Genomic DNA, 24,946 nt, shown 5'->3' with positions numbered 1-24,946 from the left:
CTGGACACCTGCTCAAGAAAAATTTTTACTTTGCTTTGAAACCTAGTTGATTAAGCAAACTTTAAACCGCCTTATTTTATTAGAATTGCTATGACAGGTAGAATTAAAGTTGCTTTAGTTGGTATTGGCAATTGTTTTTCAGGACTAATTCAAGGAATTGAATATTATCGACAAAACCCTTCCCAAGAGGTAATTGGAATTATTCACGATAAATTAGCAGGATATGGCATTCATGATATTGACTTTGTATGTGGATTTGATGTCGGTGAAAACAAAGTAGGCCAACCACTCAATGAAGCAATTTATGCATACCCAAACATGGTTGATTGGATACCAAAAGATACTATGCCTAAAACTGAGGCAAAAGTGTATCAAAGTCCATTGTTAGATGGTGTTGGAATATGGGTTGAAAATCGTGTAAAACCTGTTGAAACAAAATTAACTGATGCTGAACTTGCAGAAAATGCAAAAAAAATTCTTAAAGAAACTGGTGCTGAAATTCTTGTTTCATATTTGCCAGTTGGTTCTGATAAAGTAACAGAATTCTGGGCTCAAATATGTCTGGACACTAATACTGCTTTTGTTAATTGTATTCCTTCATTCATTGCATCTGATGAAACTTGGGCAAAAAAATTCCAAGAAAAAAATATTCCATGTATTGGTGATGATATTAAAGGTCAGGTGGGTGCAACTATAGTTCATAGAACATTGGCAAAATTATGTAATGATCGAGGCACAAAAATTGAAAAAACATACCAAATCAATGTTGGTGGTAATACTGATTTTCTTAACATGAAAGAGCAAGATCGACTAGTTTCTAAAAAAATATCAAAAACTGAGAGTGTACAAAGTCAACTGGATGAACGATTAGACGATGATCAAATCTATGTTGGTCCTTCTGATTTCATTCCTTTCTTAGGTAATACTAAACTAATGTTTATGCGAATTGAGGGAAGACAATGGGCAAACATTCCTTACAATATGGAAGTTCGCTTAGACGTTGATGATAAAGCAAATTCTGCTGGAATTGTAATTGATGCAGTTAGATTGGCAAAAATTGCATTAGATAGAGGAATTGGAGGTCCAATAAAATCTGCTAGTGCTTATTTGATGAAACATCCTATTGAACAAACATCTGATGTCCAAGCAAGACAAGATTGTGAGCAATTTGTTGCTAATGAATAATTTTAGGCTCAATTATTTTTAAATCATATTTTTACAAAGTTATTTCATAATTACCTCCGTTACGAAAAATTTGATAATGTAACAAGAAAAATTAATCAATAGAGTCAACAAAAATTGTTAATCATCGATTATCCTATCGAATTTAAAATGATCTACATTGGTACATGTAAAAAAAGTAGAGATCTTTGGATTCAAATCATTTGGATTTAGAAATACCACTGTAAATTTTGAACCTGGACTTGTATCGATCTCAGGCCCAAATGGTTCAGGAAAAAGTAACATCTTAGATGCAATCATTTTTGCAATGGGTGAAAACAAACCCAAAGTCATGCGCGTTGATAAACTTCGATCACTGATTCATGATATTGAAGGTAGTGGTCGCCGTGGTCCTAAAATGGCAAGATCAAGTGTACACTTTGATAATACCGATAGAAAAATCCCTGTAGATAGTGATGTTGTTGAAATTACTAGGGAGCTAGATGAAAATGGTGATAATACCTATTATCTAAACAAAAAGAAAACTCAACGTAGTCATGTTCTCGATTTACTAGATATGGCCAATGCTGGACTTGGCCAACTCAATGCTGTACAACAAGGAACTGTAACTAGAATTTCTGAATTTACTTCAGAAGAAAAAAGAAAGACTATTGAAGATTTAATTGGACTCTCTTATTTTGACGAAAAAAAATCTGAGTCCATTAAACAACTTGATGAAGCTGATAGACGTCTTGAGATTGCACTTGCAAAAATGGGTGAAATTAAGAAACGTATTGATGAATTGGAAGAAGAACGGAATCAAAAATTACGTCATGATATTCTTGAACGTGAATTAAATCGATACAAAGCCATATCTGCTGCAAACAAAATGAAGACCATTTCTCTACAAAAATCCGAAAAAGAAGGGAAATTAGATGGTTTGAAATTACAAATTACTACTTTAGATGGTGAAAGGTCCATCTTAAGAGATGAAATTAGTGTCTTAGATACTGAAAAATCAAAATTAATGAATGCTGCAAATGATTATACTCAAGCCAAAGCCACTCTTGATGCTGAAATCAGTTCTGCAATGGAACAATATGAAATTGATAATACCGCAATATCTGCATCAAATAAGCGACTTGAACAAATTAACACCAGACTGCCTCAAATAAAAATTGAATTAGAGGAAATTGTAAATGCTAGAGCTGACATTGATTCACAAATACAAAAAATTAAGGATTCAATAGAAATCACTAATGGAGAAAAAAATAAAATTAATCATGATTTGGAATTAATTGATTCGGAACGTAACAAAATTCTAACTGAACAATCTGAAGCTGCAGCAAAAAAATCTGAAATTGATGATAAAATAAAAATTCTAACTGATCAATCTAATAATGTCAAACTAAAACTTTCTAAAATCTTACACGAAAAAGAAGAATCTGAATTAAAAATAAAGTCTAATTCTGAAAAATTAAATGAATTGGAAAAAGATATTGTAGAACTAACTACTTTAGAATCAAAATTATCCTCATTAACAAATAATCACCAAGATACTATTTCTGAATTAAAATCTAGAATTTCAAAATTAAAAACAAAAAAATTAAAAATAATTCATGATATGGATGAATTAGGATTTATTTTAGAAAAATCTGACAAAGCTGCTAATCAATATGAATCAAAAATAAAAACCGTAAAAGGTTTCATGCATGAAGATTATACTGTTGCAAAATTAAAAGAGGATGCTGACAAATTGGGAATAGATGGCTTAGTTTATGAAATGATTTCTTGGGATAAAAAATATGAGCGCTCTGTTCTTGCTGTTAGTTCTGATTGGATTAAGGCATTAGTGGTAAAAGATTTTGCAACATTACTTGGTATCGCTGAAGTTGCTCGAAGTAAAAAACTTCCAAAATTAAAAATTATTCCGCTTGATGCTATACCAAAATTCAAACTTTCCATGCCTAAGGAATCTGGGATTATTGGTGTCTTATCTGATTTTGTTAAATGTGCTGATACATACTCTGCACTCAAAACATTCCTTTTTGGAAATATTATTCTGGCTGACAGTCGTGAATCAGCTTACAATTTATCCCAATTAGGCTACAAATCTGTAACTCTTGAAGGGGAATTCTTTGAAGCTAAGGGCGGTACTGTTGTAATTGACATAAATTCAAAAATCTCAAAATTAACAAAATTAATTTCCATGAGTAGTGATATTGATGGATTAATTCAATCTATCAGTCTGATTAAAAAATACATGTTAAAGAAAAAATATTCATTAAAAAAATTGGAAGATTCAATACAATCGTACTCTGATAGACTTTCTATTTCTGAAAATGCTTTAACATCAGCATCTGAAAATTACACAAATCTAAAATCTAGAATTGTTTCTGCAAAAAATACAAAAGTTCAACTAACAAAAAGAATTTCTGATTTGATATCAAGAAATAATATTATTTCATCCGAAGTTTCTACTAATGAATCTCATCTTGAATCTTTACTTGATCGTATAGGAATTGTTGAACAAAATTATGCTAGTGGAGAACAAACTAGAATTGCAAGTGAATTATCAAAAATAAATATTAAAAAATCTGATATTGAAAAATTGTATACTTCAATTATGAATGATTACCGTGATAAATCATCACAACTAACAACTATGCAAACACAAGATAATCGTGAAAAATCTCAAACAACTAGATTAAATGATGAAGAAAATTCTTTACATTTGGAGTCTGAACAGATTGAATCAAAAATTAATGATTTGGAAAAACAAAAAGATCCTAAACGCAAAATTTTGGAAAGTTTAAGACAAAAGGAACAAGAATTAATTTCAACATCTGGTTCCTCTATTGGAGAAGTTCAAGAAATAGATGGTAAACTCAAAACTTTAACTGGAAAAGATGTAGATTTGACTAAACAAATTAATAATTTTGAGCGTCAATCTGATTCATTAAATCGTGATTTACATGATTTGATTGAAAATGAGACAAAACTACAACACATTCTTTCTGCATTTGGATTTGATAAAAATATGGAAACATTTGATGTTGATCCAATTGTTCAGGGATTGACTACTGAATTGTCATCTCTAAATGCACTAAATGCAAAGGCTCCTGAAACATATCTTGAAGTTTCATACGGTTACAGATCAATGTCTGTTAGAAAGAATTCATTAGAGGAAGAAAGAACAGGAATTGTTAGGTTTATTGAAAGTATTGAAAGAGATAAACGACAAACCTTCTTGGATGCATTTGATAAAGTCGATAAAGAAATTCGATTAATTTTCAATAAAATGACTGGTGGTAATGCTTGGTTGGAATTACAAAATGAGGATGATATATTTAATTCTGGAATATCTTATTTGATTCAATTTCCAAATAAACCAAAAAGAGAATCCACTTCTATTAGTGGTGGTGAAAAAACACTTGCTGCTATTGTATTTGTCCTTGCACTGCAAAAACTCAAACCTTCTCCATTCTATTTGTTTGATGAAGTTGATGCACATCTTGACGCACCTAATGCTGAAAGATTATCTACAATTCTGGAGGAAAGATCAAAAGAAAGTCAATTCATTATGGTTTCTCTAAAAGATTCAGTTATACAAAAAGCAAAATTGATTTATGGTGTTTTCCCAAAGAATGGAGTTTCAAATGTTGTGACCTATAAGGATAAGCGTGTACCTTCTGTTAAGACTACTTAGCTGATTTTAACATGACATGCTGAATAATGCTCATTTCCTACTTCTTCTAAATTTGGTTCAACTGAACACTTTTCAATTTCATATGGGCATCTATCTCTAAATTTACATCCTTCGTTTTTTTTAACTCCTGTTGTTTCTTTAATCCTGATCACTCTATCTTTGTTTAAATTTTCAGGATTTGGTTCTGAAATTGCATCAATTAATGCCTGAGTGTATGGGTGTTTTGGGCTATCTAGTACTTGGTTAATTGGACCTCTCTCCACAATTTTCCCTAAATATAAAATTCCAATATTTTGACCAAAATATTTGGCTGTTGCCAAATCATGTGTAATGTAGATAAATGAAATATTGTATTTTTTTTGTAACTCTCTCATTAATTCTAACACCTCAGCTCTAATTGATACGTCTAGCATTGATACTGGTTCATCAGCTAAAATGATTTTTGGTTTAATTGCTAATGCTCTAGCTAAAACTACTCTTTGCCTTTGCCCTCCAGATAGCATATGCGGATATTTTCTACTAATTTCTTCAGCTGGTTCTAGTTTAACTTCTTTTAATACTTGAATTACTCTATTGTTTATTTCCTCTTTATTCATAATATTATGAATTTCAAGTGGTTCGGAAATGATATCTTTAATTCTCATTCTGGGATTAATTGAATCATATGGATCTTGATGAATCATTTGACAATTCATTCTAATTTTTTCTAAATTTCTTTTTTGATCATCTGTGTGTTCCTGCTCAAAAATAATTTTTCCAGAATCTGCTTTAATTGATTTTAAAATTAATTTTGCTATTGTTGATTTTCCAGAACCTGATTCTCCTGCCAATACAAAAACTTCCCCCTGTTTTAATGAAAATGAGACATCATCTACAGCTTTAACTGTGGAAGTTTCTGATGAAAAAATTTTCTTTTTAATGAAATATTTTTTTAAATGTTCTATTTTCAATATTTCTGTCAATGTTTGTAGATATTTTATCCAGTATATCAAGAAATATGTTCTGTGCGTAATTTTTGTGACAAGAATTTTAAGTTAATCAAAAAAGGAATTATTGTTTGAATGATTTCTCTGATAAAAAATTAGATTATAAACAATATGTTGTTGATTCTAAACTTCGCTATTTTAAACCTCATGCAACAAAAATTGAAAAATCTTTTGCTGAAGAAATATCTTTTAGTCTATCTCAGAATTCAAAATTTATCAATCCAAAATTTTTTTATGATTCTAAGGGCTCATCACTGTTTGAATCCATTTGCTTGCTGCCTGAATACTATCCAACTAGAACTGAACTTGGTATTTTAAAAAATTTGGAATCTGATTTACTACCTTTTTTAGATGAACAAACCAAATTAGTTGAACTTGGAAGTGGTGCATCAGTAAAAACTAGAGTTCTAATTGACATTTTTACAAAATTGCAGACAAAAACTGAGTATTTTCCGATTGATATTTCTGAAATTCTTACTGAAAGTTCAGAACAATTATTGAAAGACTATGGAACTTTACACATTACTGGGATAATTGATACTTATGAGGGAGGTTTAGAATTTCTAAAAAATTATGATGAGAAAAAAAATCTAATAATTTTTCTTGGCTCTAGTTTTGGGAATTTCACTCCAACTAACGGAGAAGCATTTTTAAAAAATATTTTTTCTACAATGAAATCAGGTGATCTTTTTTTAATTGGTTTAGATTTAGTTAAAGAGAAAAATATTTTGGAATCTGCTTATGATGATTCTGCAGATATTACTGCTCAATTCAATCTCAATGTTTTATCAAGAATTAATAATGAACTTGATGCTGATTTTGATCTTAACAATTTTTCACATTACTCAATTTATAATGAAATTGATCAACGAATTGAAATGAACTTAAAATCTCTCGTATCTCAATCTGTAATTATCTCAAAATCTAACTTACTTCTAAATTTAGAAAAAAATGAATTAATTCATACTGAATATTCTCACAAGTATCAAGTGAATCAAATCAAAAAAATACTTTGTGATGCTGGATTTGAAATAAAAAAAATGTGGTTAGATGATAAAAAATATTTTTCGTTAACCTTGGTTTCTAAAAATTAAATTTTTTCTACGCATCTAAATCCTGAAAATAACCATCTTTCGTCTAATCTGAAGAAATTTCTATAACTTCCTCTAATTGACATATTTGGAGTTCCAAATGATCCTCCTCTCAAAACCTTTTGATTTGTAAACCATTTGTCATTATATTCATCAAAACCTGATTTGAACCCTGGATATCCTACAAATTCTGATGATGTCCATTCCCAAACATCTCCAATCATTTGTTGACATCCTGATGGACTTTTTCCATTGGGGTATGTGCCTATTTCTGTACATCCCCAATGATATGATTCTAATAAATTACAATTTTCTTCTGTAGGACTGGTGTTTCCCCATGGGAATGTTGTTTTTTCTTGTTTTTCATCATTCCAACATGCTGCTTTTTCCCATTCTGCCTCTGTAGGTAATCTTTTTCCTGCCCATTTACAATATGCGTCAGCTTCATAGTAACTAACATGACACACTGGTTCATTTGGATTAATTTTTCTAATTCCTAAAAAGTCTCTCACATACCATTCGTCATCAATTTTTTCCCAATACATTGGAGATTTCCAATCATTTGATTTGACTTTCTCCCATCCGTCTGATAACCAGTGTTTGTAAGTTTCATATCCTCCATCATTCATGAATTCTAAATATTCTCTGTTTGTAACTGGAAAAATTCCTATCTTGTAATCTTCAAGATATGTTTTATGTTCTGGTAATTCGATATCATAAGAAAATCCATTACCGTTATAACCCATTTCAAATATCCCTCCTTTTATTTTCACAAATTCCTTTTCTTTGTTTTCTTGAATAATGCTTTTATTTTTTCTTACTGGTAAATATTGTTCAGCAAGAAGATGTTGCAAATCATATACAAGTAATTCTTGATGTTGACATTCATGATGAAATCCTGTAACGATTAATTTTTTTTCTTGTTCATTTAATTCGTGAGTTTGAATAAATTTTTCAACTTTTTGATTGATTGTATTGAAATATTGGAAAATTTCATTTATTGTTGGTCTTGATATTATCCCTCTAAGTCCTTTGTCGTGAGGAGAACCAAACTGTTGATAATATGAATTCAGATATTCTGATAATTCCTTTGAATGAAATTGATAATTTTTATCCATTTTGCTAATTATGGCCTCATAAATCCAACTAACGTGACCAATATGCCATTTTGGTGGGCTCATATATGGTGCAGTTTGAACAACAAAATCATCTTTTTCTAAATTCTTTACTAATTCTAATGTCCTGTTCCTTGTTTCTTTAAATTGTTGTAGTAATTCGTTATTTTTTTGTAATTCTGGGTTAACTGTCATTACCTAAAAAAAATATTTTTTGTATTATTGTGTTGCGGTAATAAACTTCCTAGTACCCTCTAGCAAAAATTGGAACAGATGTACTTTGCTGTTTACAATAAATGCACTTTTTAGAAGTATTTTCACTATTAAATGGAATTACTCTTATTTCTGCACCTGTTTCTTCCTTGATTTTTTCCTCACAATCCAATTTTCCACACCATGGAGAATTAAAGAAACCACCTTTTTCCATTTTCATTTTAAATTCATCATAATTTTCAATATCTATCGTATTATCCGCAGCTTCTGTTCTGGCCTTTTTTAACATCTCTGTTTGTATTTCATCTAAAATTGTGATAATATTTTCTACTTCATTTAATCCCATTTTCATTTTTTCATGATTGTATCTCTTGGCAAGAACCATACTCTGATTTTCGATATCTTTTGGCCCAATTTCTATTCTGAGTGGAACTCCTTTTAATTCCCAGTCATTAAATTTGTACCCTGGTGTAAGTTCTTCTCTGGAATCAACATGGATCCTGATATTTTTTAATTCTAGAATATTTGCAATTTCATTTACTTTTGTAATGACATTTTCTTTGTCGTTATCATTTTTGTAAATTGGTACAATCACTACTTGCATTGGTGCAACCTTTGGTGGTAAAACTAACCCTTTATCATCCCCATGTGCCATTATCATTGCACCGATTAATCTCCATGAAACTCCCCACGAAGTTTGCCATGCAAAATGTTCTACATTGTCTTTATCTGCAAATTTAACTTCAAATGGTTTCGAAAAATTTTGTGCTAAGAAATGTGATGTTCCCATTTGTAGTGCTTTTCCGTCTGGCATTATTGATTCCATTGTTGTTGTATATTCTGCACCCACAAATTTTTCTTTTTCACTTTTTTTACCTGTTGTAACTGGAATTGCTAATTCCTCTTCAACTGTATTTTTGTAAATATCTAGGATTTTGATTACTTCTTTTTCAGCTTCTTCTTTTGTTGAATGCACTGTGTGTCCTTCTTGCCAAAGAAATTCAGATGTTCTGAGAAATGGTTTGGTTGCTTTAATTTCTGCTCTTAATGCTGTATTCCAAAAATTAATTTTTAATGGTAAATCTCTCCAACTTTGAATCCATTTTGAATATAGTGTATATGCTAATGTTTCTGATGTAGGTCTTAATGCCAATCTATCTCCGACTTCATTTGTTCCTGAATGAGTAACCCAAAATACTTCTGGATTAAACCCTGCAAAATGTTTCTGTTCTTTCCCTAACAGTGATTCTGGGATTAAAATTGGCAAAAATCCATTTCTAATTCCGTTACGTGCAAATTTTTTATCAAATGTACTTCTTAATGATTCCCAAATTGAATACCCGTCTGGTCTTAGAACGATTAATCCCTTTACTGGTGCATAATCTGCAAGTTTTGCCTTTAAAACTACTTGTGTATACCATTCACTAAAATCCTCTTCTTTTGAGACTGTTATTCCTACGTCTTGTTTACCCAAATCTAATTTTTAAGAATTAATTTAATTAATGAGCCTTTCGTGATATGTGAAAGTTATACAGTTATTTGAGCGGGTCGCCTTTACAGAAGACTTCTCCCATAACTCTACTTTGAAAATTAGGGCATATGAAACATTGTACAAATTGAATATCCTCTTTTAAAACTGGACATTCTACATACTCTTGTTTCATTCTTTTGAGCATTTTTGGACTAACTCCTTTGAGTTTTAATTTACCTTTATCATCCATCATACCTGATTCTTTTAATTTTGCCTTTAATTCATCAGGGAATTTTACTTTATCTTCAGTTGATAAGATCTTTACATCATATTTTCGTTCAAGTTCTTCAACCATACTATGATGAAATCATTCCGTGATTTATTATTACCGTTTTTGAATATTTTTTCACATTTTCATACTGTAAATTTGAAATTTCAAATTAAATGGCACTACTTTAATATTATTAGAATTTTTTTCAAAATTCAGAAATCCATTGCTAATAATTTTTGACGTTGAGGGTGTATTATTGGATGAAGAATATCTTCCAATTCTTGCAGAAAAATTAAACAAAGAAGATGAGATTTGGGAAATAACTAAACAAGGAATTCAAGGTAAGATCAATTGGGAAGAAGGACTTCGAACTAGAGTTGCTGCATTAAAGGGATTAGACGAAAAAGTATGTCAGGAAGTTGCTGATAACTTACCTATTATGACTGGCGCTAAAGAAGCATGCCGAATTTTAAAATCTGCAGGTTGGAAAATCATGGCAGTTTCTGGTGGATTCACATTGATGATGGACAGATTACAAAAAGAATTAGGGTTGGACCATGTTTTTTGTAATGATTTGATTTTTAAAGATGGGAAATTAGATGGTGTAAAAATTAATGTTGATTCTGATAAATCAAAGTCTGCAAAAATAAAAATTGAAGAATGGGGTGAAAAGAAAGAAAATATTGTTTGTGTAGTTGACGGTGCAAATGACATAAAACTATTTGATGTTTCTGGGCTTGGAATTGCATATCGGGCTCAAGACTTGGTGAAAGATTTGGCTACTACCACACTTGAAGAAAAAGATTTGTCCAAAATTTTGGATATTATTAACAAGCATTTCAAATTAGAATTACAAACTACTGTCTAAACAATTTTTTACTTCTTTGTTTTATGAACAATAATTGAAAATAAACCCCGTTCATATTGATAAAGAAATTATCTCTGGCGATAATCTTACTAAAATTATTTTAAACTCTACTGATGTCTGTGATGGTGATATTCTTGTAATTGCTCAAAAAATTATCTCTAAACAGGAAGGAAGATTAGTTGAATTATCTACAGTTAATCCGTCATTGTTATCTGAAGGAATAAGTTCACAATACAAAAAAGATCCACGTGTTGTAGAATTAGTTTTATCCGAATCTAAAAGAATAGTGCGAATGAAAAATGGATTAATTATAACTGAAACCAAAAATGGGTTTATCTGTGCAAATTCAGGAATTGATGAAAGCAACGTTGTTAATGGATTTGCTACATTGCTTCCATTAAATTCAGATGAATCTGCAGAACAATTAAGAAAAGAAATTTTTAATGAGACCGGTAAAACTGTTGCAATAATAATTTCTGATACTTTTGGAAGACCTTTTAGAATGGGTCAGACGAATTGTGCAATAGGTATTTCTGGATTGCAACCTATTCTTGATTATTCTGGAACTTTTGATTCTTTTAATCGCATGTTGCGTGTTACTGCAATAGCTATTGCTGATGAACTTTCTTCAGCTGCAGAATTAGTTATGGGAAAAACAACTAAGTGTCCTGTAGTGATAATTCGTAACTATTCTTTTAATTCTGACAAACACAGTATTCAGGATTTAATTCGGCCTGAAAATGAAGACCTCTTTAGATAATTCCTCTTGTTTGAATTTTTAACAATTTCCTGATAAAATCTTTTTAATTTTTTACTATAACTTTAATAAGAGAAATTTATTTTGGTTAATGAATGTCCGAGTCTGATGAAAAAAAATTAGATGCAACTGGATTATTTTGTCCAGAGCCTGTATTTAGAACAAAAATTGAACTTGAAAAAATGCAAGTTGGTCAAATTATAAATGTCTCAGCTGACGATCCCGACGCTGAAGAAGATATTTCTAGATGGGTTACTCGAAATGGACATGAATTATTAAATTTGAATAAGGATGGTTCCGTTACCACACTCAAAATTAAAAAATTAAAATAATTTTCTTTATTCTAATATCTTTTTTACTTCTTCATCATAAAATTTTCTAAAATTTAAATTCATGACTTTTTCATGCTCTAAGCATTTAGTACTAATTTCTATAAGTTTTTCTTTTACTTTTTTACTCCATTGACTTTGTTGTTTGTCTTTTGAATTTATTATGGATGGTGTTTCTTCAATTTCTTGCATTATTTTTTTTAATTCTGTCCCTAATTGATGGAATTTGCTTATTTGTAACAGAAACATGTCTCCTTTCTCTTTATTGATTAGGTTCATCATGTTTTGAACTTGATTGTAATATGCTATGGATGATTCATTATATTTTTGTAAATCTTCAATTCGATTTTGCCAATATTCTTTGGATTTTTTTTCCTCGATTTTGTAGCTGAATTGATTTTTGGCTAATATTGAACCTAATTCCATAAGTTTCTCACTATTTTCCTTTACTTTGTTTTTAATTTCATTAGATTTAGGATTCATATTTTTTACTTAATTTTTACATTAAAGAACTTGACTTTTTTGATTATTCCATGCTATATCTAATTGCTCTGAATATTGTTTAATACATTTCTCACAAAACGAATCCCATTCTCCAATTTTTAATTTATTAAAAAATTTTAATGTCCATTGATAATTTGGTTCTTTTTTGTATTGAAATTGTTGAATTGTGTAAATATCTTTTTGATAAAATTTATTCAAACATTTATTACATTTGGCATTTTTATTTGTCTGCATTTTCTGTAAGGAATTTGTCTACATCAATTGCTGCCATACATCCGTATCCTGCAGCTGTAATTGCTTGCCTGTAACTTCTATCATGTACATCTCCTGCTGCAAAAACCCCTTCCATGTTTGTATGTGTTTTATTTTTTAAAACAATGTATCCTTCATCATCCAAATCGATTTGATTTTTAAATAATTCTGTATTTGGTTGATGCCCGATAGCAACGAACAATCCTCCTACTTTGATAGTTTTTTCTTCATTTGTTTTTAGATTTTTTAAAACGGCTTGTTGCATCTTTTCATCCCCGTTAATCTCTATCACTTCTGAATTCCAATGGAATTGTATTTTTTCATTATTCATAGCTCTTTCTTGCATAACTTTACTTGCTCTTAATTCATCTCTTCTATGTACAACATGCACTCTAGTTGCAAATTTTGTAAGAAATGTTGCCTCCTCAATTGCAGAATCTCCTCCACCAACAACAATTAATTCCAAATTTCTAAAGAATGGTCCATCACATGTTGCACAATATGATACTCCTTTACCTGAAAATTCTTCTTCACCTGTAATGCCCATTTTTTTAGGATTTGCCCCTGTTGCAATAATTACTGCCCTGCTCTCATATTCTTCTGAACCTGTTAATACTTTGTAAGGTGCACGTCTAAAATCTACGTCTACTGCAATATCATCAATTATGGTGGTACCCATTCTTTGAGATTGTTTTCTCATGTCTATCATTAAATCTGGACCCATTATGCCGTTTTCAAATCCTGGATAGTTTTCTACTTCTGTGGTATTGACTAGTTGACCTCCTGGTAAAATTCCTGATAAAATTAATGTGTCATATCCTGCTCTTGAACAGTAAATTCCTGCTGTATATCCTGACGGTCCTGCTCCAATAATTATGACGTCGAATTTTGTTTTCTTTTTATCTGGGATCTTTGGTCCGTCATTATTAGTTTCTAAAACTGCTGCACCTTCATCTGCTGCCATCATAGTGAATGATGTTTTTATTTCATTAATTTAAGTCAATATCTCATTCTATCATCTATTGTTTTTCATTTCATTTAGAATCTTTGAATGTTGATTGCATAACGATTGATTTTTGATCTGTGAAATGAATAGATCTTTTTGCCAATGTGCATTAAACAACCTACATTGAGTATCATTACAAAAAGCATCCCCTGTTTCATAATACATGATTGATTGTAGTAGATATCCTTCAATTATTTCCGGTAATCTGTCATCGTCATATTCTAAAAATTCTCCTTTGTATTTTTCTCTAATTGTTTCTTCTAATTCATTTGAAAAATTTGTTACTAGATCCATGTAGTATTGCTTGGGCTTTGCTGGAGCTTCAATCATTCCAGTAGTTGAAATAATTATTGGATTTGAGCCTACCCATGCCCTTGCATGGTATTTGTAATCATCAAAATCAAATGTAACTGTTAATTTATTTGTAAAAATTATGTGAAGCCCATTTTTGATATTTTCTGCCACTGGTATGATTTCTTCAATAACTTTTTTCATTTCAATTCCATCGTAAATGGGAATCTCTTTTTCTCTGGACATGTCTAAATTTTCTGATTCAATTGAAATTTCCTTAAATGATGGCTTATGTTTTTGAAATGGTTTTTTTAAATCAAATACTCTTGTATTTGCAATCTTTTCGTATTCTTTTTCATTTAATTTTTTAAAAATATTTTCTCTAATCTCGCTGTTAATTCCAAATGTTTGCATAATGAATTTTTGAATATTTTTTAAATCTAATTTTGAAACAGATGGTTCATTATATAATATAATTTTTGAAATTTTCACTGAATACTCTGAGAATTTAAATTATTTATCTTTCTAATTCTTTAATTTTTTCTGCTGCAATCTCTGCTGCTCTTTTTCCAGAATACAACATTGAACCAAATGTTGGTCCCATTCTTGCTAAGCCATGAGTTTCAGTAACTGACATTCCTGCTGCAATTAAACCTGGATATACTTCGCCTGTTTTGTGAACAACATGCTCTTCTCCATCGTTAACATACATTGGCTCCATTCCTTTCCATTCTGCAAGTCCTCTATCTACTAATCTTTTTACTCCAACAGAATCATGACCTGATGCGTCTATGATTATTTTAGCTTCAAATGCAACTGGATCTACACAAGTAATGTTTCGTGGTAATGCTGATACTGGCATCCAGTTAACAACAATACCTGCAACTCTTCCGTTTTTCAATACTAGATCGTCGAATTTTGTTAATTGAAGGAATTTAACTCCTGCATCACATGCACCTGCAATTAATTTTGATACTGCATGTGGTCCTGGTGTTAAGTATAAGCCGTCTTGAACTTTTTTGTATGGAACTCCTAACTCATCCCATATTTTTTGAGCTGGCTCTCTTACTGTAACTGGATTCATCATATATCCTCCTAGCCAATAACCTCCTCCTAGATAGTTATTTTGTTCAATGACTAAAACTTTGTAACCTAAATTTGATAATTCTCTACTAGCAGTTAATCCTGCAGGACCTGCACCGATTATGATTACATCTGACTCTGCTCTGTCAATTAACACATCATGAAATTCATTTGCAATTGCACGTGTAATTTCAACTTCACGAACGTCTGTAAATATTTTTGAAGATTGTTCTGCAACTGTTGCTTCTTGCATAGTGATGTTTCCTCTTTTATCCATAAATACATTCGCACGTAAAAATTAGGTCATACTAACCTGTTTTTTCAATGAATTAACCGGAAAATTTTGTTTGTTTCTTGAAATTTTGTACTAAAACATACCCATATCAAAAATTTATAACCAAACCCAATTGAATTTTATTGTATTGACTATCTCTGATTTGACTCATTCTAAAGTTGATCCTGTATCTCCTAAAATTAATTGGGCTAGGGTTGATGAAGCTGATAATTTTGCTGAAACTGTAAAATTATATCGTCAAGGTAAGTATGATGAAGATAGTTTCAGACGATTCCGATTACAACATGGTGCATACGGAACTAGAATGACTAGCGATTATGCAATGGTTCGTGTTAAATTACCTGCTGGTGAAATTTATCCAAAACAATTTGAAAAATTATCTAAACTTAGTGAACAATATTCTATAGGAAGTGCTCACTTTTCAACCCGTGAAAATATCCAACTACACTGGGTAATTTTAGAAGATGTTTCTGAAATTTTTAGATCACTTGCAGAAGTTGGTTTAACTTCTAGAGAGGCATGTGGTAATTCTGTTAGAAATGTAATGTGTAGCCCCCTTTCTGGCGTTTGCAGCGATGAAAAATTTGATTCAACTCCTTATGCTTTAGCAACTGCTAAATTTTTCTTACGTAATCCTATGGCTCAAAGTCTTCCACGTAAATTCAAATTTAATTTTACTTGCTGTGAAAAACATGGTATGGTTAGAATGGTTGATGTTGGTTTAATTCCAGAAATTCAACAAGTTGATGGTTCTGAACAAAAAGGTTTCAAAATTTTCTTAGGTGGTGGTTTGGGTAACAAATCATTTGTTGGACACCAATTAGAAGACTTTACTCCTGAAGAAGATTTACTTTATACTTCTATTGCTGTCATGAGAATATTTGATAGATTGGGAGATAGAAAAAATCTTGCTAGAAATAGAATGCGTTATCTTGTAAATGATATGGGTTGGGAAAAATTCCAAAATCTTGTATTGAAAGAAAGAGCAATTGTAAGAGCTACACAATCTGTAGTTACTAAATTAAAAGTTGATACCACCCCTGACAAAATTACTCGACCATTAAAAATTAGTGATGAGACTGGTGGCTCTGCCCCTGATGGTTATGCAAGATGGCTAAAAACTAATACTGTAAAACAAAAACAATCTGATTATCGTTCTGTGTTTATTACTTTAGAAGCAGGAGATATTACCTCAAATCAATTATCTGCTTTAGCTGACATTATTCGTGACTTTTCTTCTGAAGGTAAAGCTCGAACTGGCTTTGTCCAAAATGTTGCATTAAGATATGTTCATGAGGATGATTTGATCGGATTATATTCAAAATTATTGCAATCAGGACTTGCAAAATCTGGAGCCCTAACAATGACTACTCCTGTCGGTTGTTCTGGAACTACTTCTTGTAATCTAGCATTAACTAATTCTCATAGATTAGCAAAAGAAATTCAAAGAAAATTCTTAGAATTGAAACTTGATGAAGATGATGATTTAGTAGATTCTTCAATTAAGATTAGTGGATGTCCAAACTCATGTGGACAACATGGAATTGCAACCATTGGTTTCTTTGGAGGGGGTGGACGTAATGGTAAAGACATGTATGCAAATTACCAGATGTCTCTTGGTGGTAGATTTGATGGAGAGACTATGTTGGGTCAAACATGTCTACGAGTTCCTGCAAAAAGAGTGATTCCAGTAATTTTAAAAATAATTGAATTGTTTAAAGAAAATAAAAAATCTGATGATACCTTGAAATCTTGGATTCACAGAATTGTAAATGATAGTGAGGATTCTGCTGTTAAATCAATTAACGATATCAAAAAAATCTTGGAACCTCTAATTGTTCCTCCAAGTATAGATGATGATCCTGATTTCTATCTTGATTATGGTAGCGATACTAGTTATCACACAAAAACTGGTAAAGGTGAATGTGCTGCTTGACTCAATCAGTTAAAATTACTTCTGACGTTGATTCTGTCCGTTCAGAAATTCGTGATAATAGCATACGTGTAATAGATGTAAGACGTGAGGGTGACTACAAACAAGATCATATTCCTAATTCTGTAAATTTGCCCTTGGCAACATTATTGTCTGATGATAGTCCTGAAAATGTTTTGAAACTTGTAAATTCAATGGGAATTGATGATGAAACCCCTGTAGTTGTTTATGATGATACTTTTGGTGCACTGGCATCTAGAGTAGCTTGGACTTTGGAATGGATTGGTCATTCGAATGTCACTTTACTTGAAACTACATATGGTAATTGGAAATCATTAGGACTAGAAAGTGATTCAAAAGTTCCTGATGTTTCTAAAAAAGACCATTCGATGAATCTGCAATCTGATATTTTGGCAACATCTGATTATTTAGAATCTGCAAAAACTCGAGATGATGTAATTTTAATTGATAATCGAGAACGATTAAACTACTTGGAACAACATATTCCTGGTGCAATTAGTCTTCCTTATCGAACTCTTGCAAGTGATGATAAAATTCTTCGTTCCAAAGAAGATATGAAAAGATTGTTAGGTAATCGAGGTGTTTCAGGAGATTCAGAAATAATTACTTATTGTGGTAGTGTTGGTACCTTGTCTGGTCTTGCATATTATGCTCTTAAATCTGCAGAACTTCCAAATGCAAAATTATATGTTCGCTCCTTTAAGGAATGGAAAAATCTTCAAAAACCTACAATCAAGCAAGAAGATGCTAATTATTGGGATTTATCTGCAGAATAATTTAAGCAATCTCGTCTCTTAGTTTCTTTGTAATTGTTACTTCGATATTGTCAAAGACTTCTAACATTTTGTCCTTGTTGTCTATGATGTAGTCTTCTCCCCTATCGTTTAATCTGATTTTCCATAATCTTATTTCTCTGTGTTCTTCAAAGAAGTTTTCAATCATTTGTTCTCCTGATTTTGTTGGATCTATAAACTCTTCAAAAACTTCTATGGTTTTACCTACATCTCCTTCTTCTATTGCTTCTTTTGCAGTTTGAATTGATTGACTCAATTTTTTCAAATTTTTAACTGGTTTTGGTAACTTCTTTTTTGTAATTCCAAACAAACCAATTTTCTCTTTGCCAATTTTTTCTGCAATATTATCTGCAAGATCATAAACTGGAATTTTACTTAATCCATCACGTTTTTCATTTTGAACAATTAGTCCTTTTTCTAATAATTTCCTTAAAGACAATTCTGCATCTGCTTTATCTAGAAATGTTGTCCATACAATTGCACCTAGTGTGTGATATCCTTGTCTGACTGATTCCAAAACTACTACTTCTTGAATTCTTTTGAACCCTTCTTCAATTCTTACATTTGCAAAGTCTTTATCTCTAATTGATTTTCTTGCATTTTTTACATCAATTTCTATTGAATGTTTTAATGCTTGTAATGATTCTGGTACTTGATTTAACAATGATAAGAAACATGCTTTGTTATACCATGCCATTCCGTATGTTTTATCTGATTCAATTGCTTTGTTAACTGCATCTAAAGCTTGAGCATACTTTTTTTGTTCATAGTGAACTAGTCCTTTGAGATTCCATGCTTCTGGATTTGTAACATCTACTTCCAAAACTTTGTCATATACCTTTAATGCATCATTGTGATTATCTAAATGGAATTCTGCGTATCCTAATTTCATTAAAATTTCTACATTGTCTGGTTCAATTCGTAATGCTTGTTGAAATACTTCTACAGCGTCATCTAACTTTTCATCTGCCATCAAGTTAACTCCTTTTTTAAATAATTTTTTAATATTGTAACTTGGATCTACTAAACTAGTTTCTTTTGTAACTATTTTTTTTGATTCTCCATCATCTGATTTGTTTTCTACTTTTTTCTTTTTCTTACCAAACAACTTATTCACTTTCCCTTTTTCTCTAGATAAATACCATCTTAATCGTATATTTTCTTATATTTTTGGGTTTATTCAAATGCGGCGATCCAAATCCTGAAATACTTCAAATATTAACAAACGGATGTGTCTTCTCAACCGCGAATAGAGATTCAAGGGCAGGCTCCTTTTAAACAATCTGGAGTATACGAAGCTCAAATTTCAATTATTGATGTAAAGCCTTCTGATGATGACATTCGTGCCAAAAAATTCACTCCTTTATGGAGGGGAAATTTTCATTTAAAAGTAAAAGATGGTGTCTTTTCTGAAATACTGGGTGATTCTAAAAATCCTCTTCCTTCTTCAGTTGATAATTTGAATACAATTTGGATTGTTGTTAATGATTTGTTTTCTTCAGTATATTCTGTTTTTGATGTAACGTTAAGAAAAACTTCTGAAATTGCTGAATCTCAGGAGAAACCTGCAGAGAAACCTGCAGAGAAACCTGCAGAGAAACCTGCAGAGAAACCTTCTAAACCTAAACGCTCTACAAAAAATATTTCCATTTCTGATAATAATGCACCTCGAGGTATTAGAGGTCCCTCTGGAGACAAAGGTGAAACTGGTGCAACTGGTCCAACTGGTGACAAAGGTCAATCTGGTCCCTCTGGAGACAAAGGTGACAAAGGTAAAACTGGTCCAACTGGAGACAAAGGTGACAAAGGTGCAACTGGTCCAACTGGAGACAAAGGTTCCACTGGTGATAGAGGACTTTCTGGAGACAAAGGACTTTCTGGACAAAAAGGTATCACTGGAGACAAAGGAGACAAAGGTGACAAAGGAGTTACTGGCCCTCCTGGAGACAAAGGTGACAAAGGTGCAACTGGTCCAACTGGTGACAAAGGTCAATCTGGATTAAAAGGTGCAACTGGTCCTCTTGGAGAAAAAGGTCCAACTGGACTACCTGGTGACAAAGGAACTTCTGGAATCCGTGGAGCTCCTGGAGACAAAGGTGACAAAGGTCCACAAGGTCCTCCTGGAGACAAAGGACTAACCGGACCTGTTGGAGTTCCCGGAGAAAAAGGTCCAACTGGAACTTCAGGAGTTCAAGGAGAAAAAGGAATTCAAGGTTCCCCTGGCCCAATTGGTGACAAAGGAGTAACTGGTCCCTCTGGTGACAAAGGTCCTATTGGTCCACCTGGACCTGTTGGAGTTAAAGGAATAACCGGACCTGCTGGTCCTCTTGGTGACAAAGGTCCTCTTGGTCCACCTGGTCCTCTTGGAGACAAAGGAAGTAAAGGACCTGAAGGTCCCTCTGGAGACAAAGGTCCACAAGGTCCACAAGGTCCAGCTGGTGCTAAAGGATTAACTGGAGTCCCTGGACCTCAAGGTGAAAAGGGTGACAAAGGTCCTCTTGGCCCAATTGGAGAAAAAGGAAATACTGGTGCATCTGGTCCTCCTGGAGACAAAGGTCCACAAGGTCCACAAGGAACACAAGGTGAACGTGGAACTACTGGTCCCTCTGGAGAAAAAGGTCCACAAGGTCCACAAGGAATTCAAGGTCCTCAAGGTGAACGTGGTCCAACTGGTCCTATTGGTTCAATTGGAGAATCTGGTCCAATTGGTGGTCAAGGTCCTGTAGGACCTGCTGGCCCTAGAGGTCCTCCTGGTCCTCCTGGAGAAAAAGGTCCCTCTGGAGGAATGTCTTCTGAACAAAAAGCAATTTTCAAAGAACTATTGGAAATTTTGACAAATAAAGACATCATTAGTACTGAAGAACAAATTAAACTGATGAGTTATTTGTATTAATTTTATTTTTTAATTTTATTTTTTAATTTTATTTTTTAATTTTATTTTTTAATTTTATTTTTTAACTTTATTTTTTAATTTTATTTTTTAACTTTACTTTTTAATTTTAATAAATAGTTTTCACTAAATGAATTAGAAAAATGAAAACAATTCGTCGTCTATATGACGATTGTTAATTTGCAAACGAGGTTATCGTCTTTTTGCTGCTTTTCTCTTTGGAGCTGCTTTGCGTTTTGCTGCTGCTTTTCTCTTTGGAGCTGCTTTTCTAGTTGCTGCTTTTCTCTTTGGAGCTGCTTTGCGTTTTGCTGCTGCTTTTCTCTTTGGAGCTGCTTTTCTCTTTGGAGCTGCTTTGCGTTTTGCTGCTGCTTTTCTCTTTGGAGCTGCTTTCTTTGCTGCAGTTTTTCTCTTTGGAGCTGCTTTGCGTTTTGCTGCTGCTTTTCTCTTTGGAGCTGCTTTCTTTGCTGCAGTTTTTCTCTTTGGAGCTGCTTTGCGTTTTGCTGCTGCTTTTCTCTTTGGAGCTGCTTTTCTCTTTGGAGCTGCTTTGCGTTTTGCTGCTGCTTTTCTCTTTGGAGCTGCTTTTCTAGTTGCAGTTTTTCTAGTAGCTTTTCTTTTTGGAGCTGCTTTTGTAGTTGATCTACGTTTAGTTGCAGCTTTTCTTTTTGTAGCCATGCTAAAATCGATATTTTCATTGTTTTTCAGTGGTTAAACTAAAAAAATTTACACAATTTGATTACAATTAATGAAGTAATTTTATCATTGAAGAAATTACTGATCGATATTTTTTATGGTTATTTTTTTAATTTACTTATTTTTTCATTTGTTGTATGTTTTTGAAATTTTTGTGCATGTAATTGATCATAATCTTGCATGTAATTGATTAATGTTCTACGTTTTTCCCATTTTTTGTAATTTATTTTTATTTTATTTGATCTAGTTTTATTTTTTATTGAGAACTGACACCTTTAATTTTGATAATTGTTAATACATCCTCATCTTGCATTATGTGTGTTAATCCTACCCTTTGTCCTCCAAATTTTACACTTTTGCCCCAGACTAATCCGTATCTGAATTCTCTTCTTAACCTTCTGTGAAGTTTGTTACAAATATCTTCTACTGTGTCTCCTTCCCTTGCAATAAATGGTTCTTTGAAATCTGTTTCTCCTCCTTTTGGACGCATGTATATTCTAATGAATTTTAATTTTTCATAAATTTTTTCTTTTAATTCTTCTATATTCAAATCTGCGTTTGCAGAAACTTCTATAACGTCAGATTTAATTTTTGTTTTCAAATCTTTTAGAAATTCTTTATCTACTAAATCAATTTTATTCAGAACTGTGATAGCTTTAGAATAACTAATGTTGCCTGCAATATGATCTGCTAATTGTTCTGATGTTAAATCTTCACGTACTACTACTCTTGCACTCACAATTCCATAAAGATGTAAAATATCTTTAAGGTGTTTTTCTGTAATTTTTGTTAACTTTGCTTGTTGGGCAATTGCAATTCCTCCCATCGATGCTTTTTCTATTGTAATGTTTGGTGGTAACTGATTTAATCTAATCCCTATATTTCCTAATTCATTTGTTAGAACATCTTCGTGATATGGTTGAAAGACATCTAAAACTAGTAATACTAAATCTGCAGTTCTTGCAACTGATAAGATTCTTTTTCCTAATCCTTTTCCGGTTGATGCACCTTTGATGATTCCTGGAAGATCCAAAACCTGAATTTTTGCACCTCTGTATTCCATCATTCCTGGAACTACTGTTAATGTGGTGAATTGAAATGCTCCTACTGTAGATTTGGCTCCTGTCATTTTATTTAGTAATGTTGATTTTCCAACACTTGGTAATCCGATAAATACTACTGTTGCATCTCCTGAACGCCTGACATCAAAACCGTCCTGCTTCATTCCTGATTTTTTGGTGATATCTGCTTCTTGTTCTCTCTTTAATTTTGCAATTTTAGCTTTAAGTAATCCTATGTGGTGTTCTGTTGCTTTGTTAATCTGAGTTCTTGCCATTTCATCTTGAATGGCTTTAATTTTTTCAGGAATTCCCAATACAGTTCATTTTTTCTTTATTCTTTTCAAATAAAACCGTACACTTTGCAATCTTTTTTGAAGAAATCATTTTAGATTTAATTTTTAACCTTTAAAATCACTGACTCGTTTAAACCTGTTTCATTTTTTAATAGTGTCTGAATTTGAAGTTATGTGAAGAAAATTCTAATTTACTCTGTAGGATTCGTTTTACTATCTGTATATTTTCTACTAACTGTGTTTGTACTTCCTTCTGAATTTTTGATGACTGAACAATTAATTCCTAAACCGATTTTTGAAGCCATATTATCTGAAACTGAAATCAAATTGGGTGATTCATTCCGTCTTGATATTGTCTCAAAAAATATTGGCGATTATGCAGATATTCATATTGTATCTGTTGGGTTTCCTGAACTTACTGAGATCGATGATGTTGTAAAAATTGCTACCTATGATTTTTCTCTTTCACCTTCTTACATTGATGTAGATGATGAAATTGGTTCTAGTTATAGTGGGGGTGTAGATACTACTTTAGCCAAATATCCTTTAATCGAAGCAATGAGTAGACCGTTGAAACCCGATATTGAAACCCATTTTGATATTGTTGTAACTCCAAAAAATTCTGGAGTTTTCAATGTATATGTAAAATCTATAGGTATTCCTCATTCTAGTGATGTTTCTCATTATCCTTCTTCTGGTGTTTTAGATCATCAAAATGAACATGTTTTGGTATATTCGGTAACTGTAAATCCCTAATATTTTATGATTGACTAGTAGTGATATGACTATTTCAAAATCTGAAGTTTCAGGAAATTTTCTACAACATTATTCCCAGGGCATATTTCTATTTGGAAGTATTTTGACTAGTCTTGGAATTCTTCTAGTTACTGTCGGAGGTAGTTGGGACATTACAAATCACTTACTTAGTAAACCTGAGACTTTTTTCTCTCCTCCTCATGCATTAATGTATACTGGTGTTGCAATTTCATTAATTGGAGTTGTCTTGTCTTTTGTTGGCTGGAAAAATTTACAACAGTTTAGAGATTCATATTTTTTATCATTAAAAATTAAATTAATTGGAATAGGGTTGTTGACTGGTGCTGGTCCATTGGATTTTGTTTGGCATTCTTATTTTGGTTTGGATGGATTACTCAGTCCACCACATTTTACTTTGATTGTGGGAATGTTTTTGTGTAGTGTAGGGGGATTAATTGGAATTTCAAGATATTTGAAATTTAATGACTCAAAATCTATTTCAAAATTTTTACTAATTTTAGCTGTCATTCCTGTTTGGTTATCTGCCTCAGGAATCATTTCATCTTTATCTCTACCTTTTTCTAGCACTGATTATTTTGAATTTAATCCAGAACCTACTATTGCGTTTATTATTGCATCTTTGGCATATCCTTTTTTGATCTCTTTTTCATTAACTTTGGTTTTTCGATTATCTAATTATCAATTTGGAATACTTAGTATTTTGGGTGGGTTGTTTTTACTGATTTACAGTTCTACTGCAATTGTTCCAAATTTTGCAATGTTTGATACAGTCCAATTCTATTCTCTAAATCTGATTCCCTTTGTGATTGCTGATATTTTTCTAAAATTGAATCGCTCTAAACTTACAATGTTTTTTGTTGGTGGATTAACAGGGTCTGTTTTCTATATGGTGTATTATCCATATATTATGTACACTTACAATGAAATCTTGTTAGGCAAATTGGTATCCCCCAGTTTAATTTATTTTGTTTATTTTGAATTGATTCAAAATGTTTTACTTTATACTTTGATTCCTGCAATTGTTATGGGTATTGTTGGTGTAGTTACATCTAAAAAATTATCTGTTAAAATTCTGATGAATTAAT

23 protein-coding genes are annotated in these 24,946 nt (G+C 31.8%); 11 read left to right on the top strand and 12 right to left on the bottom strand.

The window, feature by feature from the left end; all coding sequences use genetic code 11:
• The first annotated feature begins 90 nt into the window (after positions 1-90).
• Complete coding sequence (locus NMSP_RS04940) at positions 91-1,185, top strand: inositol-3-phosphate synthase (RefSeq protein WP_086907727.1); 1,095 nt, start codon at positions 91-93, stop codon at positions 1,183-1,185.
• 157 nt (positions 1,186-1,342) lie between these two features.
• The gene (locus NMSP_RS04935) at positions 1,343-4,870 is read left to right on the top strand and encodes a chromosome segregation SMC family protein (protein WP_086907726.1); all 3,528 of its coding nucleotides are present in this window, start codon (positions 1,343-1,345) and stop codon (positions 4,868-4,870) included.
• Here the strand turns inward: NMSP_RS04935 and NMSP_RS04930 are convergent.
• A complete protein-coding gene (locus NMSP_RS04930; protein WP_086907725.1) occupies positions 4,867-5,832 on the bottom strand; it encodes an ABC transporter ATP-binding protein in 966 nt (321 codons plus the stop codon). The two genes, NMSP_RS04935 and NMSP_RS04930, sit on opposite strands and share 4 nt — an antisense overlap.
• Positions 5,833-5,927: 95 nt before the next feature.
• Between NMSP_RS04930 and egtD the strand changes: the two genes are divergently transcribed.
• Positions 5,928-6,950, top strand: a complete 1,023-nt coding sequence (egtD, locus tag NMSP_RS04925; protein ID WP_086907724.1) for an L-histidine N(alpha)-methyltransferase — start codon at positions 5,928-5,930, stop codon at positions 6,948-6,950.
• Here the strand turns inward: egtD and egtB are convergent.
• From egtB to NMSP_RS04910, 3 genes are all read right to left on the bottom strand, one after another.
• Complete coding sequence (gene egtB / locus NMSP_RS04920; RefSeq protein ID WP_086907723.1) at positions 6,947-8,257, bottom strand: ergothioneine biosynthesis protein EgtB; 1,311 nt, start codon at positions 8,255-8,257, stop codon at positions 6,947-6,949. The genes egtD and egtB overlap by 4 nt on opposite strands.
• Positions 8,258-8,306: 49 nt before the next feature.
• Positions 8,307-9,749, bottom strand: coding sequence for a proline--tRNA ligase (gene proS / locus NMSP_RS04915; RefSeq protein WP_086907722.1), 1,443 nt, complete (start codon positions 9,747-9,749; stop codon positions 8,307-8,309).
• A 61-nt stretch (positions 9,750-9,810) separates the two neighbouring features.
• The gene (locus NMSP_RS04910) at positions 9,811-10,101 is read right to left on the bottom strand and encodes a hypothetical protein (protein ID WP_086907721.1); all 291 of its coding nucleotides are present in this window, start codon (positions 10,099-10,101) and stop codon (positions 9,811-9,813) included.
• Between the two features lie 139 nt (positions 10,102-10,240).
• Between NMSP_RS04910 and serB the strand changes: the two genes are divergently transcribed.
• The 3 genes from serB to NMSP_RS04895 all read left to right on the top strand — a co-directional run bounded on the left by serB (position 10,241) and on the right by NMSP_RS04895 (position 11,974).
• Entirely contained in the window at positions 10,241-10,885 is a 645-nt protein-coding gene (gene serB / locus NMSP_RS04905) for a phosphoserine phosphatase SerB (protein WP_318779011.1), read from the top strand.
• A gap of 34 nt (positions 10,886-10,919) precedes the next feature.
• Complete coding sequence (cofE, locus tag NMSP_RS04900) at positions 10,920-11,645, top strand: coenzyme F420-0:L-glutamate ligase (protein ID WP_086907719.1); 726 nt, start codon at positions 10,920-10,922, stop codon at positions 11,643-11,645.
• A gap of 92 nt (positions 11,646-11,737) precedes the next feature.
• A complete protein-coding gene (locus NMSP_RS04895; protein ID WP_086907718.1) occupies positions 11,738-11,974 on the top strand; it encodes a sulfurtransferase TusA family protein in 237 nt (78 codons plus the stop codon).
• Positions 11,975-11,980: 6 nt separating this feature from the next.
• Here NMSP_RS04895 and NMSP_RS04890 read toward each other — a convergent pair whose 3' ends face one another.
• Genes NMSP_RS04890 through NMSP_RS04870 form a run of 5 tightly spaced genes read right to left on the bottom strand, consistent with a single transcriptional unit; the run spans position 11,981 to position 15,360 of the window.
• Positions 11,981-12,454 (bottom strand): hypothetical protein, encoded by a 474-nt coding sequence (locus NMSP_RS04890; protein WP_086907717.1) that lies wholly within the window; start codon positions 12,452-12,454, stop codon positions 11,981-11,983.
• Between the two features lie 21 nt (positions 12,455-12,475).
• Positions 12,476-12,673, bottom strand: a complete 198-nt coding sequence (locus tag NMSP_RS04885) for a hypothetical protein (RefSeq protein ID WP_318779010.1) — start codon at positions 12,671-12,673, stop codon at positions 12,476-12,478.
• Between the two features lie 22 nt (positions 12,674-12,695).
• Complete coding sequence (gene trxB / locus NMSP_RS04880) at positions 12,696-13,694, bottom strand: thioredoxin-disulfide reductase (RefSeq protein WP_086907715.1); 999 nt, start codon at positions 13,692-13,694, stop codon at positions 12,696-12,698.
• Positions 13,695-13,742: 48 nt separating this feature from the next.
• Entirely contained in the window at positions 13,743-14,516 is a 774-nt protein-coding gene (locus tag NMSP_RS04875; RefSeq protein WP_086907714.1) for a DUF6775 family putative metallopeptidase, read from the bottom strand.
• 25 nt (positions 14,517-14,541) lie between these two features.
• Positions 14,542-15,360: a sulfide-dependent adenosine diphosphate thiazole synthase gene (locus tag NMSP_RS04870; RefSeq protein WP_086908389.1), complete on the bottom strand. Its 819-nt coding sequence runs from the start codon at positions 15,358-15,360 to the stop codon at positions 14,542-14,544.
• A 169-nt stretch (positions 15,361-15,529) separates the two neighbouring features.
• Here NMSP_RS04870 and NMSP_RS04865 point away from each other — a divergent pair, with 169 nt between their 5' ends.
• A complete protein-coding gene (locus NMSP_RS04865; protein ID WP_086907713.1) occupies positions 15,530-17,338 on the top strand; it encodes a nitrite/sulfite reductase in 1,809 nt (602 codons plus the stop codon).
• Positions 17,335-18,132 (top strand): sulfurtransferase, encoded by a 798-nt coding sequence (locus tag NMSP_RS04860; RefSeq protein ID WP_086907712.1) that lies wholly within the window; start codon positions 17,335-17,337, stop codon positions 18,130-18,132. Before NMSP_RS04865 ends, NMSP_RS04860 begins: the two co-directional genes overlap by 4 nt.
• 1 nt (position 18,133) lies before the next feature.
• Here the strand turns inward: NMSP_RS04860 and NMSP_RS04855 are convergent, their stop codons facing one another.
• Complete coding sequence (locus tag NMSP_RS04855) at positions 18,134-19,267, bottom strand: tetratricopeptide repeat protein (RefSeq protein ID WP_086907711.1); 1,134 nt, start codon at positions 19,265-19,267, stop codon at positions 18,134-18,136.
• Between the two features lie 114 nt (positions 19,268-19,381).
• Between NMSP_RS04855 and NMSP_RS04850 the strand changes: the two genes are divergently transcribed.
• A complete protein-coding gene (locus tag NMSP_RS04850) occupies positions 19,382-21,043 on the top strand; it encodes a collagen-like domain-containing protein (protein ID WP_086907710.1) in 1,662 nt (553 codons plus the stop codon).
• Positions 21,044-21,232: 189 nt separating this feature from the next.
• Here the strand turns inward: NMSP_RS04850 and NMSP_RS04845 are convergent, their stop codons facing one another.
• Positions 21,233-21,712 carry a histone gene (locus tag NMSP_RS04845; protein ID WP_086907709.1) on the bottom strand — a complete coding sequence of 160 codons (480 nt, stop codon included), beginning with the start codon at positions 21,710-21,712 and terminating at the stop codon, positions 21,233-21,235.
• Positions 21,713-21,986: 274 nt separating this feature from the next.
• Positions 21,987-23,105, bottom strand: coding sequence for an OBG GTPase family GTP-binding protein (locus tag NMSP_RS04840; protein WP_086907708.1), 1,119 nt, complete (start codon positions 23,103-23,105; stop codon positions 21,987-21,989).
• A gap of 153 nt (positions 23,106-23,258) precedes the next feature.
• On the opposite strand from NMSP_RS04840, the gene NMSP_RS04835 reads away from it, so the two are divergent.
• On the top strand, positions 23,259-23,840 hold the full coding sequence (locus NMSP_RS04835) for a hypothetical protein (RefSeq protein WP_086907707.1): 582 nt from the start codon (positions 23,259-23,261) through the stop codon (positions 23,838-23,840).
• 25 nt (positions 23,841-23,865) lie between these two features.
• A complete protein-coding gene (locus NMSP_RS04830; RefSeq protein WP_225971244.1) occupies positions 23,866-24,945 on the top strand; it encodes a hypothetical protein in 1,080 nt (359 codons plus the stop codon).
• Position 24,946: the final 1 nt, after the last annotated feature.

It is taken from the genome of Candidatus Nitrosomarinus catalina, from assembly GCF_002156965.1.
Lineage (GTDB): Archaea > Thermoproteota > Nitrososphaeria > Nitrososphaerales > Nitrosopumilaceae > Nitrosopumilus > Nitrosopumilus catalinensis.
This window is presented reverse-complemented; position numbering and strand designations above follow the sequence as displayed.

Bases quoted from the DNA above. Each gene is read 5' to 3' on its own strand.
- NMSP_RS04940 (WP_086907727.1), top strand. From the start codon at position 91: ATGACAGGTAGAATTAAAGTTGCTTTAGTTGGTATTGGCAATTGTTTT.
- egtB (WP_086907723.1), bottom strand. From the start codon at position 8,257: ATGACAGTTAACCCAGAATTACAAAAAAATAACGAATTACTACAACAA.
- NMSP_RS04910 (WP_086907721.1), bottom strand. From the start codon at position 10,101: ATGGTTGAAGAACTTGAACGAAAATATGATGTAAAGATCTTATCAACT.
- NMSP_RS04895 (WP_086907718.1), top strand. From the start codon at position 11,738: ATGTCCGAGTCTGATGAAAAAAAATTAGATGCAACTGGATTATTTTGT.
- NMSP_RS04890 (WP_086907717.1), bottom strand. From the start codon at position 12,454: ATGAATCCTAAATCTAATGAAATTAAAAACAAAGTAAAGGAAAATAGT.
- trxB (WP_086907715.1), bottom strand. From the start codon at position 13,694: ATGATGGCAGCAGATGAAGGTGCAGCAGTTTTAGAAACTAATAATGAC.
- NMSP_RS04870 (WP_086908389.1), bottom strand. From the start codon at position 15,360: ATGCAAGAAGCAACAGTTGCAGAACAATCTTCAAAAATATTTACAGAC.
- NMSP_RS04845 (WP_086907709.1), bottom strand. From the start codon at position 21,712: ATGGCTACAAAAAGAAAAGCTGCAACTAAACGTAGATCAACTACAAAA.
- NMSP_RS04830 (WP_225971244.1), top strand. From the start codon at position 23,866: ATGACTATTTCAAAATCTGAAGTTTCAGGAAATTTTCTACAACATTAT.